Annotated in this window: 18 protein-coding genes, 1 tRNA gene and 2 pseudogenes; 11 read left to right on the forward strand and 10 right to left on the reverse strand. The window is 66.1% G+C overall.

The window, feature by feature from the left end; genetic code table 11:
- The 4 genes from F604_RS12665 to F604_RS0110180 form a co-directional block, all read left to right on the forward strand.
- A partial coding sequence (locus F604_RS12665) for a zinc ribbon domain-containing protein (RefSeq protein WP_155984177.1) occupies window positions 1-185 on the forward strand: 185 nt, incomplete at its 5' end.
- A 25-nt stretch (window positions 186-210) separates the two neighbouring features.
- Entirely contained in the window at window positions 211-903 is a 693-nt protein-coding gene (locus tag F604_RS0110170; RefSeq protein WP_019551561.1) for an NTP transferase domain-containing protein, read from the forward strand.
- A gap of 4 nt (window positions 904-907) precedes the next feature.
- Entirely contained in the window at window positions 908-1,447 is a 540-nt protein-coding gene (locus F604_RS0110175; protein WP_019551562.1) for a CBS domain-containing protein, read from the forward strand.
- Window positions 1,448-1,507: 60 nt separating this feature from the next.
- Window positions 1,508-1,747, forward strand: coding sequence for a ferredoxin (locus F604_RS0110180; RefSeq protein WP_015716251.1), 240 nt, complete (start codon window positions 1,508-1,510; stop codon window positions 1,745-1,747).
- 492 nt (window positions 1,748-2,239) lie between these two features.
- Here the strand turns inward: F604_RS0110180 and F604_RS0110185 are convergent, their stop codons facing one another.
- From F604_RS0110185 to F604_RS0110195, 3 genes are all read right to left on the reverse strand, one after another.
- Complete coding sequence (locus tag F604_RS0110185) at window positions 2,240-2,713, reverse strand: GNAT family N-acetyltransferase (protein ID WP_026329124.1); 474 nt, start codon at window positions 2,711-2,713, stop codon at window positions 2,240-2,242.
- 87 nt (window positions 2,714-2,800) lie between these two features.
- A complete protein-coding gene (locus F604_RS0110190) occupies window positions 2,801-3,022 on the reverse strand; it encodes a cold-shock protein (RefSeq protein ID WP_014516375.1) in 222 nt (73 codons plus the stop codon).
- Window positions 3,023-3,135: 113 nt separating this feature from the next.
- Window positions 3,136-4,179 (reverse strand): DnaJ C-terminal domain-containing protein, encoded by a 1,044-nt coding sequence (locus F604_RS0110195; protein ID WP_019551564.1) that lies wholly within the window; start codon window positions 4,177-4,179, stop codon window positions 3,136-3,138.
- A 163-nt stretch (window positions 4,180-4,342) separates the two neighbouring features.
- Between F604_RS0110195 and F604_RS0110205 the strand changes: the two genes are divergently transcribed.
- Window positions 4,343-5,404, forward strand: coding sequence for an alanine--glyoxylate aminotransferase family protein (locus tag F604_RS0110205; RefSeq protein WP_019551566.1), 1,062 nt, complete (start codon window positions 4,343-4,345; stop codon window positions 5,402-5,404).
- Here the strand turns inward: F604_RS0110205 and F604_RS0110210 are convergent.
- Complete coding sequence (locus F604_RS0110210; RefSeq protein ID WP_019551567.1) at window positions 5,396-6,172, reverse strand: undecaprenyl-diphosphate phosphatase; 777 nt, start codon at window positions 6,170-6,172, stop codon at window positions 5,396-5,398. The genes F604_RS0110205 and F604_RS0110210 overlap by 9 nt on opposite strands.
- A 54-nt stretch (window positions 6,173-6,226) precedes the next feature.
- Here F604_RS0110210 and ispD point away from each other — a divergent pair, with 54 nt between their 5' ends.
- From ispD to F604_RS0110225, 3 genes are read left to right on the forward strand one after another with little or no spacing between them, the layout of a single operon-like run.
- Window positions 6,227-6,865 (forward strand): 2-C-methyl-D-erythritol 4-phosphate cytidylyltransferase, encoded by a 639-nt coding sequence (ispD, locus tag F604_RS0110215; protein WP_019551568.1) that lies wholly within the window; start codon window positions 6,227-6,229, stop codon window positions 6,863-6,865.
- Entirely contained in the window at window positions 6,853-7,671 is an 819-nt protein-coding gene (gene ispE / locus F604_RS0110220) for a 4-(cytidine 5'-diphospho)-2-C-methyl-D-erythritol kinase (RefSeq protein WP_019551569.1), read from the forward strand. Before ispD ends, ispE begins: the two co-directional genes overlap by 13 nt.
- Window positions 7,658-8,227 (forward strand): hypothetical protein, encoded by a 570-nt coding sequence (locus F604_RS0110225; protein WP_211209619.1) that lies wholly within the window; start codon window positions 7,658-7,660, stop codon window positions 8,225-8,227. The genes ispE and F604_RS0110225 overlap by 14 nt, the downstream gene beginning before the upstream one ends.
- 82 nt (window positions 8,228-8,309) lie before the next feature.
- Here the strand turns inward: F604_RS0110225 and F604_RS0110230 are convergent, their stop codons facing one another.
- Window positions 8,310-8,804, reverse strand: coding sequence for a CarD family transcriptional regulator (locus F604_RS0110230; protein ID WP_019551571.1), 495 nt, complete (start codon window positions 8,802-8,804; stop codon window positions 8,310-8,312).
- Complete coding sequence (locus F604_RS0110235) at window positions 8,801-9,370, reverse strand: TetR/AcrR family transcriptional regulator (RefSeq protein ID WP_211209620.1); 570 nt, start codon at window positions 9,368-9,370, stop codon at window positions 8,801-8,803. The genes F604_RS0110230 and F604_RS0110235 overlap by 4 nt, the downstream gene beginning before the upstream one ends.
- Before the next feature lie 74 nt (window positions 9,371-9,444).
- Between F604_RS0110235 and F604_RS0110240 the strand changes: the two genes are divergently transcribed.
- From F604_RS0110240 to F604_RS0110250, 3 genes are read left to right on the forward strand one after another with little or no spacing between them, the layout of a single operon-like run.
- Window positions 9,445-10,158: a type 1 glutamine amidotransferase family protein gene (locus tag F604_RS0110240; protein WP_019551572.1), complete on the forward strand. Its 714-nt coding sequence runs from the start codon at window positions 9,445-9,447 to the stop codon at window positions 10,156-10,158.
- Window positions 10,159-10,167: 9 nt separating this feature from the next.
- The gene (locus tag F604_RS0110245) at window positions 10,168-10,668 is read left to right on the forward strand and encodes a metal-binding protein (RefSeq protein ID WP_019551573.1); all 501 of its coding nucleotides are present in this window, start codon (window positions 10,168-10,170) and stop codon (window positions 10,666-10,668) included.
- A gap of 15 nt (window positions 10,669-10,683) precedes the next feature.
- A complete protein-coding gene (locus tag F604_RS0110250; protein WP_019551574.1) occupies window positions 10,684-11,148 on the forward strand; it encodes a TlpA family protein disulfide reductase in 465 nt (154 codons plus the stop codon).
- Here F604_RS0110250 and tsaE read toward each other — a convergent pair.
- The 4 genes and pseudogenes from tsaE to F604_RS12670 form a co-directional block, all read right to left on the reverse strand.
- Window positions 11,077-11,547 carry a tRNA (adenosine(37)-N6)-threonylcarbamoyltransferase complex ATPase subunit type 1 TsaE gene (tsaE, locus tag F604_RS0110255; protein WP_019551575.1) on the reverse strand — a complete coding sequence of 157 codons (471 nt, stop codon included), beginning with the start codon at window positions 11,545-11,547 and terminating at the stop codon, window positions 11,077-11,079. The genes F604_RS0110250 and tsaE overlap by 72 nt on opposite strands.
- 27 nt (window positions 11,548-11,574) lie before the next feature.
- Window positions 11,575-11,661 (reverse strand) — tRNA-Leu (locus F604_RS0110260).
- A gap of 23 nt (window positions 11,662-11,684) precedes the next feature.
- Window positions 11,685-11,938 (reverse strand): annotated as a pseudogene (locus F604_RS0110265) (integrase core domain-containing protein); the annotation flags it as partial.
- A gap of 6 nt (window positions 11,939-11,944) precedes the next feature.
- Window positions 11,945-12,232 (reverse strand): annotated as a pseudogene (locus F604_RS12670) (IS256 family transposase); the annotation flags it as partial.

Here is a 12,232-nt window from a genome sequence, read left to right on the forward strand (position 1 = left end):
TGTGCGGCCATAGGGAGAAGAAGCCTCTCTGGGTGCGGGCGTACACCTGTCCCCAGTGTGGGGCGCTTCTCCACCGGGATGTGGCCGCCGCTCAAAACATCCTGGCAAAGGCCTGGACGGGGCCTTCGGGGGAGACCCTGCGTGCTTTCCCGCAGGGAAACACCCCGAGAAGCCCTGGACTTTAGTCCGGGGAGTCGTCACCATAGGGGCGTGGAGGCCATTGTTCTGGGAGGCGGCGAGGAGGCGTGGGCCCGAAAGTATGGGGTGCGGAGCAAGGCCCTGGTGCCCTACCGGGGAAGGCCCATGGCGGAGTGGGTGCTTTCCGCCTTGAAGGAGGCGGGGCTTTCCGTGGTCTACGTGGGGGAGAACCCGGGGCTAAACCCCTCTCCTCGCTTGACCTTGCCGGACAGGGGAAGCCTGCTTGGGAACCTGGAGGCAGCCTTAGAGCAGGTGGAGGGACGGGTCCTGGTGGCCACCGCCGACATCCCCCACCTCACCCCGGAGGCGGTGCGATATGTGCTGGAAAGGGCCCCGGAGGCTGCCCTCGTCTACCCCATCGTGCCGAAGGAGGCGGTGGAGGCCCGTTTTCCCCACACCCGGCGCACCTACGCCCGCCTGCGGGAGGGGGTTTTCACCGGGGGGAACCTGGTGCTTCTGGATAAGGGGCTTTTCTACCAGGCCCTGCCCCTGGCCAAAAAGGTGGTGGCCCTGAGGAAAAGCCCCTTGGCCCTGGCCCGGCTCATCGGTCTGGATATCCTCCTCAAGCTCCTTCTGAGTCGGCTTTCCCTCCCCGAGCTGGAGGGTAGGGCCAGGAGGATCCTGGGGGTGGAGGCCAAGGCCCTCATCACCCCCTTCCCCGAGGTGGGGGTGGACGTGGACCGGGAGGAGGACCTGGTAAGCTAAGCCCATGCGCACGGTGAAGGAGCTTCGCCTGGCCGGGCTTTTTGCTTATCTGGCCGCCTTGATGCTGGGCCTTCTCTTCTCCTACCTCCTGCACTCCCTCCTCGGGGGTGGGGGCAGGCTGGGGTGGGAGAGCTTTAACTTTACCGGCCTCCTGGAGGGGCTGGGGTTTCTCCTCTTCTTCACCTTTGCCCTCTACGTGGCCAAGAAGGCGGTGCGGGTGCCCTGCACCACCCTGCTCACCGCCGGGCTTCTCTGGCCCACCCCGGCCCGCCGCCTGGCGAGGCCCCTGCCCCGGGTGGAGGCCCTCGAGGCCTACGAGGGCCGGGGGGTGGCCCTGTTGGTGCAGGAAGGGCGCCCGGTGGGGCTTTTGGGCCTCTCCGACCACATCCTGCCCCTGGAGGAGGTGCCCAGCGTGGAGGCCGAGGTGGCGGTGAGCGAGCTTTCCCCCCTCTTCCTGCGGCAACCCCTGGTCCTGGTGGTGAAGGGGGAAGAGGTGGTGGGGGCCATCTCCCGGGAGGCCTTCTTCCGCTACTTGGGGGCCTAGCCCCTTGACAGGAGGGTTTATCCCCTAAAATAGGGGGGAGGGTGGCTTAGGAGGTGAAGGATGCCGCACGTGATCTGTGAACCCTGCATCGGCGTAAAGGACCAGTCCTGCGTGGAGGTCTGCCCCGTGGAGTGCATCTACGACGGGGGGGATCAGTTCTACATCCATCCCGAGGAGTGCATCGACTGCGGGGCCTGCGTACCCGCCTGCCCGGTGAACGCCATCTTCCCCGAGGAGGATGTTCCCGAGCAGTGGAAGTCCTACATCGAGAAGAACCGCAAGCTGGCCGGTTTGGGCTAGGAGCTTTGGCCCAGAGCGGGCTTAGAGAAAAGAGGGGGTGTGGGGGAGCTATAATCCCCCGGTTTCCAAGATAGCCCTCAAGATACGCTAACGCGTGACACAGGCTGACCAAACCGGGGATACATGGGTCAGCGGTCACGCGGTCACGCGCAGCGTACCTTGCAGCTACATGCGACCGAAGGGAGCTTAGCTCCCGCACGTCCACCACAGGTGGACACGGATTGGGTACAATGTTCTTGGGGGCAAAGTTCCCCGTGGACCTTGAAACTTGGAGTAGGGGGTTCCATCGGGTAGTCCGATGGGTAAAACTCCAAACGAACACCCGTGGCAGAGCCAGAAGCATTGCGCTCGCCTGCCGATACGGAGTCAAGGTCTTTCTGGGCCCGGACGGGGCCTTCGGGGGAAACCCCGAGAAGCCCCGGACTTTAGTCTGGGGAGTCGTCACGATTCGGGTGCACCCCACCTGGGCTCTCGCCCGGGTGGGGTGATGGGTTATAGTTCCCGCACGTACCAGCTCAGGGTGGGGCCCCCATCCTTCACGTGGCGGAAACCCTGGGCCTGGAAGAAGGCCTTGGCCCGGGCGTTGTTGCCGTAGACCACCGCATAAAGCCGCTCGGCCCCCGTCAGGTGGTTTAGGAGGTGCTCCAGGGCCCTTCGTCCCAGGCCCTGCCCCTGGCGGTCTTCCCGGATGAGGAGGAGGCTTAGGGTGGCGTCCTCGGGCTCGGGGTAGCGCAGCTTGTAGTCCAGGTACCCTACCGCCTCCTCCTCCAGGTAGAGGAGGAAGGCCCGGCGGCGCTCGTCCTTCTCCAGGGTGGCCAGGTCCCGGGCCACGTCCTCGAGGGCCGGGGGTTCCATACCGATCAGGGCGAAGTACCCGGGGCTTCGCAGGAAGAGCTGATGCAGGAGGGGAGCGTCCTCTGGAAGCACTGGACGTAGGCTCAGGTTAAGGGTCCGCATCCCTCCCATGCTACCGGCTGGGGTCTGAGAAAGGGGTGATAGCTTCCCCAAAAGGAAGCCGCCGTGGGTCTTCCCCACGGCGGTCCGGGTTGCCCTTTACCTGCGGGCCGGCTCCACCACGGTGACGTTCACCGCCTGGGGGCCCTTGCCGTTCTTGCCCGGCTCCACGTCAAAGGTGACGATGTCGCCCTCGTTCAGGGTGCGGAACCCCTTGGCGTTGATGGCGCTGAAGTGGACGAACACATCGGTGTCGCCCTCGCGCTCAATGAAGCCGTAGCCCTTCTCCGCGTTGAACCACTTGACCCGACCCTTCTGCATACTGCTCCTTTGCTTCCGAGCCCTTGGGCTCGTATCCGGGGCCTTAGGGGTTGCTTTAGACCCGAGGGGCCACCCTATAGCGACCCGGAATGCCTCACTATACCACGAAGGACCTACTTGCGGAAGAACCCCCGTAGCCTTTCAAAGAAGCCTTCGGGAGCCACTTCCTCCCCCACCTCCTTGGCGTAGGCCCTGAGGAGTTCCTTGGCCTTGGGGCTAAGGTTTTTGGGCACAGAAAGCTCCACCACCACCCTTAAGGCTCCCCGGCCCCCAGGGTAGGGAAGGCCTTCTCCGGGAAGCTCAAACACCTCCCCGTGCCCGGTGCCCGGGGGAATCTCCAAGGGGATGGGGCCCGAAAGCCCGGGCACCTCCACCCGGGTACCCAGGGCCGCCTGGGCCAAGCCGATCTTCAAGCGGTAGACCAGGTGGGGGCCTTCCCGCTCCAGGTGGGGGTGGGGGCGGATCTTCAAGCGCACGTACAGGTCCCCGGGCCCGCCGGGTCCCAGGTTGCCGTAACCCGGCACCCGCAGGAGGTGGTTCTCGTCCATGCCCGGGGGGATTCGTACCCGGGCCCGTTCCTCCCGCGCCACCCGGCCCCGGCCCCGGCATACCGGGCAGGTTTCCGCCAGGAGGTGGCCTTGCCCCTTGCAGTGGGGGCAGGTGGAGCGGGTCAGGAACCCGCCAAAAAGACCCTGACGATAGGTTTCCACCACCCCCCTACCCCCGCAGGTGGGGCAGACCACCCTCCTGCCCCCTTGGCCTTGGCAGGCTTCGCAGGGCACCAAGCGGGCGTAGGCGACCTCCACCTCCTTGCCGGTGAGGAGGTCTTCCAGGTCCACTTCCACCTGGGCCTCGAGGTCCTCCCCTCTTGGGGCGGTGCGCCCCGTGCGGAAGCCGAAGACCTGGGCGAAGAGGTCAAAGAGGTCCTCGGTTTGGAGCTCGGGTGCCCCCAAAAGCCCCCGGTCGTACTGGGCCCGCTTTTCGGGGTCGGAGAGAACCGCATAGGCCTCGTTGATCTCCTTGAAGCGCTCCTCCGCCTCCTTGTCCCCGGGGTTGCGGTCGGGGTGGTACTGGAGGGCCAGTTTGCGGTAGGCCTTTTTGATCTCCTCCTGGGTGGCCTCCCGGCCCACCCCCAGGATGGCGTAGTAGTCCTTCATCCAGGTAGCACTTTACAAGGAAAGGGGCCTTGGGCTAAAGTGGGCCTCAATGAGGCTCCTGCGAGCTATCCGGTAGGGGGCCCCTTCCTTCGGGAAGGGCCCCCCCGGTATCGCCGCGGGGGCTTTTCTTATGCCCGCTTCCGGCGGGAGTAGAGGAGGCAAGATGCTGCTTCTGACCCCTGGACCCACCCCCATCCCCGAGCGCGTGCAAAAGGCTCTTCTCCGTCCCATGCGGGGCCATCTGGACCCCGAGGTGCTGGCGGTGAACCGAGCCATACAGGAGAGGCTTGCCCGGCTCTTTGACCCCGGGGAAGGCGCCCTGCTGGCGGCTTTGGCCGGCTCGGGAAGCCTGGGCATGGAGGCCGGCCTCGCTAACCTGGACCGGGGCCCGGTCCTGGTGCTGGTGAACGGGGCCTTCTCCCAGAGGGTGGCGGAGATGGCCCAGGTGCACGGCCTGGAACCCGCGGTTTTGGAGTTCCCTCCGGGCGAGCCCGTGGACCCGGAAGCGGTGGCCAAGGCCCTAAAGGTGAGGCGCTACCGCATGGTGGCCCTGGTCCACGGGGAGACCTCCACCGGGGTGCTGAACCCGGCCCGGGAGATCGGGGCCCTGGCCAAGGAGGCCGGGGCCCTTTTCTTCCTGGATGCCGTCACCACCCTGGGGATGCTTCCCTTCTCCATGCGGGAGATGGGGGTGGACTACGCCTTCACGGGCAGCCAGAAGTGCCTCTCCGCTCCCCCGGGCCTGGCCCCCATTGCCGTGAGCCTCGAGGCCCGCAAGGCCTTCACCGGCAGGCGGGGCTGGTACCTGGACCTTGCCCGGGTGGCGGAGCACTGGGAGCGGGGCGGCTACCACCACACCACCCCGGTCCTCCTGCACTACGCCCTGCTGGAGGCCCTCAACCTGGTCCTGGAGGAGGGGATGGAGGCCCGGGAACGAAGGGCGAAGGAGGTCTACGCCTGGCTGCTTGGGGAGCTAAGGGAACGGGGTTTCCGCCCCTACCCCAAGGCCAGCCCCCTGCCCACGGTGCTGGTGGTGCGCCCCCCTGAGGGGGTGGAGGCGGACCGCCTGGTCCAGGCCCTTTACGCCCAGGGGGTGGCGGTGGCCGGGGGAATCGGGCCCACCCGGGGGCAGGTTTTGCGGCTCGGCCTCATGGGGGAAGGAGCCCGGAGGGAGGCCTACCAGGAGTTCCTGGAAACCCTGGATAGGGTTCTGGCCCTAGCGTAGGAAGAAGTAGGCGTAGACCAAGGCCAGGGCCATGCGGTAATAGGCGAAGGGCCTGAAGCCGTGGCGCTCCACGAAGGAAAGCATCCAGCGCACGGTGAGGAGGGCGGTGACCAAGGCGGCGAGGAAGCCCATCCCAAGAAGGTTCCAGCCCCCCTGGGGCACCGCGGGAGCGCTTTTCAGGAGGTCGTAGCCCACGGCGGCCAGCATGGTGGGAAGGGCCAGGAGGAAGCTGAACTCCGCTGCTGCCTTGCGCCTCAAGCCCAGGAGGAGGCCTCCCAGGATGGTGGCCCCGCTCCGGCTGGTGCCGGGGAAGAGGGCCGCCAGGCCCTGGAAGACCCCGATTAAGGCCACCTGGGCTAGGGGGAGCTCCAGCACATCCCCATAGCGGGCCCGTTCCGCCAGGCGGTCGGCCAGGAGGAGGACCAAGCCCACGAAGAAGAGGAAGAAGACCACGATGCCGTCGTTTCCCAGGATCTTCCCCTTGATGAGGGGGTAGAGGAGGAAGCCCATGGCCGCGGTGGGCAGGAAGGCCACTCCGATCCTGAGCCAGAGGGCCCGGTCCACCGCAAAGCGCCTTCCGTAAAGGAGGAGGATGGCCAGGATGGCCCCCAGCTGGATGGCGATGAGGAAGGTCTTGAGGAAGGGATCCTCTTGGATGGGCAGACCCAGGAGGTGGAAGAGGAGGGTTAGGTGGCCGGTGGAGGAAACGGGCAGGAACTCCGTGAGCCCCTCCACCACCCCTAAGAGAAGGGCTTCCCAAAGGCTCATGGGGCCCATGCTACCATGGGAATCGTGGGTGCTTCGCTGACAAGCGAACACCGGATGGTTTCCGTCCTGATCCCCGCCGCCGGGAACGGGGAGCGGCTGGGCCTGGGGCCCAAGGCCTTCCTGCGGGTGGGGGGGAAGACCCTCCTGGAGTGGGCCGTGGAGGCCTTCAAGGAGGCGGCGGAGGTCCTGGTGGCCCTGCCCCCCGGAGCTCCTGTCCCCAAGGGGCTTCGCGCCACCTTTTTAGAGGGGGGCAGAACCCGGCAGGAGTCGGTTTCCCGCCTCCTGGAGGCGGCAAGCCTCCCTCTGGTTCTGGTCCACGACGTGGCCCGGCCCTTCGTGAGCCAGAGGCTGATGGGGCGGGTCCTCGAGGCCACCCGCACCACGGGGGCGGCGGTGCCGGTTCTGCCCCTTCCCGACACCCTCATCCGGCCGGAAGGGGAGGCCTACGGGGAGGTGGTGCCCCGGGAGGCCCTGCGCCTGGTCCAAACCCCCCAGGGCTTCTTCACCGCCCTCTTGCGGGAGGCCCACGCCTACGCCAGGAAGCGGGGGCTTTCCGCCACCGACGACGCCCAGCTGGTGAGGGCCCTGGGCTATCCCGTGGCCCTGGTGGAGGGGGAGAGGGCCGCCTTCAAGATCACCTACCCCGAGGACCTGCCCCTGGCGGAGGCTTTGGCGAGGGTATGGAGCGCCTAGCGGTGGCTAAGGTGAACCTGGGCCTCTCCCTCCTGGGGAGGAGGCCGGATGGCTACCACGAGCTCCACACCCTCTTCGCCAGCCTATCCTTCGGGGACCGGCTTTTCCTGGAGCCCATCCCCGAGGGGATCGAGTTCCGCGGGCGGTACGGGAAAAGGAACCTGGCCTACCGGGCGGCGGCGGCCTACCTGGAGGCGGCGGGCTGGCCCGGGGGGGTGCGGATCGTCCTGGAAAAAGCCCTGCCCGAGGGGGCGGGTCTTGGCGGGGGGAGTTCGGATGCCGCCCAGGTGCTTCTGGGCCTGAAGGAGCTCTACCCGGCGGAGGTGGACCTATCCTCCTTGGCCCTTTCCCTGGGGGCCGATGTGCCCTTCTTCCTCCAGGGAGGGGTGGCGGAGGCCCGGGGGGTGGGGGAGAGGCTTAGGCCCCTTTCCCTTTCCCCTTTGCCGGTGGTGGTCTTCTCCTTGGGCCTGCGGCTTCCCACCCCCAGGGTGTATGGGGAGGTGAAGCCCCACGATTTCGGGCCCGAGCTTCCGGTTTCGGAGATCCTCGAGGCCCTGGAGAAAGGGGAGGAGCCACCCTATTGGAATAGCCTCGAGGGCCCGGTCTTCCGCCTCCATCCCGAGCTCCGCCAGGTGAAGGCCAGGCTTCTGGACCTGGGCTTGAGGGGGGTGCTCATGACGGGCTCGGGTAGCGCCTTTTTCGGGCTGGCGGAAAGCGAGGACCATGCTAGAAAGGTAGCCGGGGCCCTCCGGCATAGCGGTTATGCCCGGCACGGAATTCTGGGGGGAGGGTATGGAGTTATTTAGGGAGTTTTTTGGTTGTTGCCCGGATGCCTTGGAGGAGATCAAGTCCTTGCCCCTCCGCTGGGACGAGGAGCGGTTCAGTTTCTGGCTTAAGCAGGATTTCCCCTTCGTGGAAGCCCTGTACCGCTTTCAGGTGGGGCTTCTTAGGGAGGCCCCCCATCCCCACCGGGTTCCTTTGGTCCAGGCCCTCATGGCCACGGTGGAGGAGCTGGACTGGCTTCTTTCCCAGGGGGCGGATCCCAGGGAACCGGTTCACCCGGTGCGGCAGGAGTACATCGCCCTGCTCCAGGAGATGGAGGGGTTTCCCTACCCTTACCGCCTGGTATTCTTCTACTTCCTGAACCGCCTATTCCTGGAGGCCTGGAACGCCCACGTGGAGGGGGATGGACCCTGGCAGGAGCTTGCCGAGCACTGGTCGGCCCCCGAGTTCCAGGCGGTGCTCTTCGACCTGGAGGTCATGGCCCAGGGCCAGGTGGAGGGGCTGGATCCGGGGGTCCTGGAGCATTACCTGGCCCGCATCCTGGAGATGGAGAAGAAAACCTGGAGCCTGCTGCTTTAGGCCCGTTCTTGGCGGTTGAGGAATCCGGGGTGGGAGGGAAAAAGGCCCCGGAACCCCGGGGCCTTGGCTAGCCCCAGGGCCTTCAGTTCAGCTCTTCGCCCCAGGCCTCTTCGAAGAGACGCTTGGCCTCCTGCACGGTGATCTCCAGGGTCTGGGAAACCTCCTCCGCCAGGAGGTAGATGGCCCGCCTGAGGGCCTGGCGGTCCAGGTCCGGTAGGCCCCGTTCCAGCTCCCAGGCCCTGAGCTGCCCGGCCATCTGGGCGATGTGGTAGGGGTTTCCATCCGCCAGGATCTCGCTGGTCTTGCGGTGCCGGGCGGCCCACTGTTTGGGCAGGGGCATGCGCCCGTTCTTCAGGAGGTCAAGGATGACCGGCACCTCCTCCGGGGCAAGGGCCTTGCGCATGCCCACGCTTTGGGGAGCCTCCACGGGCACGTAGGCCTTGGAGCGGGAACCGGGAAAGTCCACCTGGTAGTAGGCCCGACTTACCCCGCTCACGCTCCTTTGCGCTATGCCCGCCACCACGCCGACCCCGTAAGGGGGCAAGACCACCTTGTCGCCGGGACGGAACTCTTTCACGGCGCGACTCCTTTCCGGAGCACCTCCATGAGGTGCTCCAAATAAGCCTCCACCTCCAGCTGGGGGGTGCACCCCAAGGCCGCGATCACGTGGGCGGTGGCCCTGGGGGAAAGCTCGGGGCGCACGGCCCCTTCTTCCTGGCCGCTTCGCACCAGCTCCTCCAGGAGGTCCAGGTAGTGCTGGTGGAGCCCCTTGAGCCAGGGGGTGGGGTCCTCCATGGCCTCCCGGGCTACCGCCGCCCACAGGCCCCGCCATTCGGCGATCCAGGCCAGGCGCTTCTTCAGGAGGCCCTCGAGGCGCACAAAAAAGGGCGCCTTTTGGCGCACCACCTCCTCCACCTCCCGGTAAAAGGCCCAGGTGCGTTCCTCCACCAGGTTTTTCAGGAGGTCCTTCTTGTCGCGGAAGTAGAGGTAGATGGTACCCTTACCCACCTCCGCCCGCCGGGCCACCTCCTCCATCTTCAGCCCGGAAAGCCCCATTTCCCGGAGGATTTCCAAGGTGGCCTCGAGGATGGCCCTCTTTTTATCCTTGGAGAGCGCCCCCGGGGGGGATACCATCGCGGCCACGCCCTTAAGTTTACCACACCGCCCTTTTCCTTTCATGAGGAGGGCGCTACCCTAAAGGATAGAGGAGGTCAGATATGCGTCAGGGCTTTTTCGCCTTGCTGACCGCCGATCCCCTTCGGGGGGCCTTGCGCCCGGTGGAGGCCAGGCTCCTGGAGGAGGCCAGGGGGGAGGCCCTTTTTCTCGTGCCCTATCCTTTGCGGGACTTGGCGGAGGCCTGGCGGCTCGCTTACCGGAGCCTGGGCCTGAAGCGGGGGAGGGTCCTCTACCTCAGGCGGCGGGAGGAGGCCTTTGACCCCGAGATAGCCCAGGCGGTGGCGGCGAGCCCCCTGGTGCTTCTGGCCGCCGAGGGGCTACCGGAGTTTTTGGATCTCATCCGGGGAAGTCTCCTTCTCCAGGCCCTTTTGGAGGTCCACCGCCAGGGGGGTGGGGTGGTGGCCTTGGGGGAGGCGGCGGGCCTCTTGGGTGAAGCGGCCTTCTACTCCTTGGAGGGGGAGGTGAGGGCTGCCTTGGGGCTGGCCCTCCTTCGGGGCCTGGTCTTCCTCCCCCGGGTGGAGGAAAGGGGGCGGTTCCTGGCTCTCTCGCGCCTGGTGGCCGACAATCCCGACCTGGTGGGCTTAGGCCTTCTGGAGAACACCGCTCTTCGCCTCCTAAAGGGCCTGGGGGAGGTCTGGGTGGGAGGGGTGACCCTGGTGGATGCCGGGGGGGCGGAGTACACGGGCCGGGGGGTGAAGGGGCTCAAGGTGGACGTCCTCTCGGCGGGGGAGCGTTTCCCCCTTCCGGCCCTTTAAGATGGCTTTATGCCTTCGGGGCGCGTGCACGAGGCCATTAACCTGACGGTCCTGGGCGGGGGGGCGGTGGTCTTCCTGGCCTACGGGGGCTCGCCGGAGGACCCCCAGGGCTTGGCCTTCACCCTGGCTTATCTGGCGGGTACCTTCCTCCTTTCCCCTGATCTGGACCTGGCGGAGAAGGGCACGCGGTCCCAGCGCCGCTGGGGCCTCCTGGGCCTTCTTTGGCGCCCTTACGGCTGGCTTTTCCGCCACCGGGGGCTTTCCCATACCTGGGTGCTAGGACCCTTGACCCGCCTGGGTTACCTGGCGGGGCTTCTTTTGGCCCTGGGGTACCTGGCCCAAGGGCTTGCCAAATACCTGGGGATAGGGTTTTCCCTTAAGCTTCCCTCCTGGCCCTGGGAGGTCTGGGGTTTTGCCCTTTTGGGCTACTACCTTTCCCAGTGGCTCCACCTGGTGGCGGATGGCATCTGGCCGGACCATGACCTTAAGCGCTTGCGGCGGCCAAGGTGAGGTGGTTTACGGGCAGTGTACCTGTTACTCCTGGGCCTGGTTCTGGCGGTGGGGCCGGGCCAGCGGCTTCCCGAGTTCGCCCTTTTGGACCCCCAGGGGAAACTGGTCACGCCCGCCACCATGAAGAAGCCTGCGGTCATCGTCTTCTGGGCCAGCTGGTGTCCCGTTTGTCGGGAGGAGTTCCCAGGGCTTCACAGGGTGGCGGAGGAAACGAGGGTGCCCTTTTACGTGATCAGCCGGGAGCCCAAGGATACCAAAGAGGTGGTGCTGGCCTACATGAAGGCCTACCCCCTTTTCATCCCCCTTCTGGCTTCGGATAAGGACAAGCCCCCTGAGGTAGCCAACCGCTTCAAGGTGCTGGGCCAGCCCTGGACCTTCGTGGTGGATGCCGAGGGCAAGGTGGTGGCCCTATTCGCCGGGCGGGCCGGGCGGGAGGCCTTGCTGGATGCCCTCCTCCTGGCCGGGGCGGAGCTGCCATAGCGTCGCCCGGCGCTTTTCTCCTTGAGGGAGGAGGCGAAGGAGGAAGTCGGCCTCCAGGGTTTCTGGATCCCCCCACTCCACCAGAAGGAGGCGGGCCCCTTCCCGGGCCGCTTCCAGGTGGGGGAGGAGGAGTTTGGGATCTTGCAGGCGGTAGAGGTCCACGTGCACCACAGGGCCTTCTGGGGTGGGGTAGGTGTGGATCAGGGTGTAGCTGGGGCTCGTTACCCTTCCCGTAAAGCCCAAGGCCTCGGTCAGGAAGCGGACAAGGGTGGTCTTGCCTGCACCCAAGGGACCCCCCAGGACCACCAGGGCCCCCGGGGGGAAAAGGGCCAGGGCTTCCCGGGCCAGGGCCTGGGTGTCCTCGAGGGTCGTAAGGGTACGCTCTAAGAGGAGCCGCATAAAGAAAAAGGCCCCTTAGGGCCTCTTTGGTGCCGGGAGCGGGACTTGAACCCGCACGCCCTTGCGGGCACCACCCCCTCAAGATGGCGTGTCTACCAGTTCCACCATCCCGGCAGGGCGCGCCTTACGCGCAAGCTTCAGTTTAACAAAAGCCCCGTGGTTGTCAAGGTTGTGTAGTCGGTCAACACATTTGAGACTCTGTGGGGACCGCCTCCCCCCGTATTCTAGCCAGGTACTCTAAAGGGGCCAGGCCCCCCAAGGCCCGGTGGGGTCGCCGGCGGTTGTAGTGGTCCAGGTAGGCGTCAAGCTCCCTTTGGAGCTCGGGGATCTGTGAAGGCAACGGTCGTGTGTAGAACTCATCCCTAAAGGTCCGCTGCATCCGCTCCACGTGGTCGTGTCAAGATTTATGTGTAAGCGTCTGTGTACGGGGGGCATACCTCTCCAGAAGCATCTTCTCCAGCACTTCCCGCACCTCAGCAAAGCCCTTCAATCGCCGCTCAGACCACCTCCCCTCCTGACGCTCCGCCTCCAAGTAAAGGAGCTTAAACACAGACTCGGGTCGGGGGAACTTATGATCCCGCACCTTCGTCCCACGCCTCACCAGAACGCTAGCCCTGCGGGCTGAGCCCGGATGAACCTCTCCATCAGGTTGGTGCTCCGCAGATAGGGCCAGAGCACCTGGGGG

The organism is Thermus scotoductus DSM 8553 (assembly GCF_000381045.1).
GTDB classification, from domain to species: domain Bacteria; phylum Deinococcota; class Deinococci; order Deinococcales; family Thermaceae; genus Thermus; species Thermus scotoductus.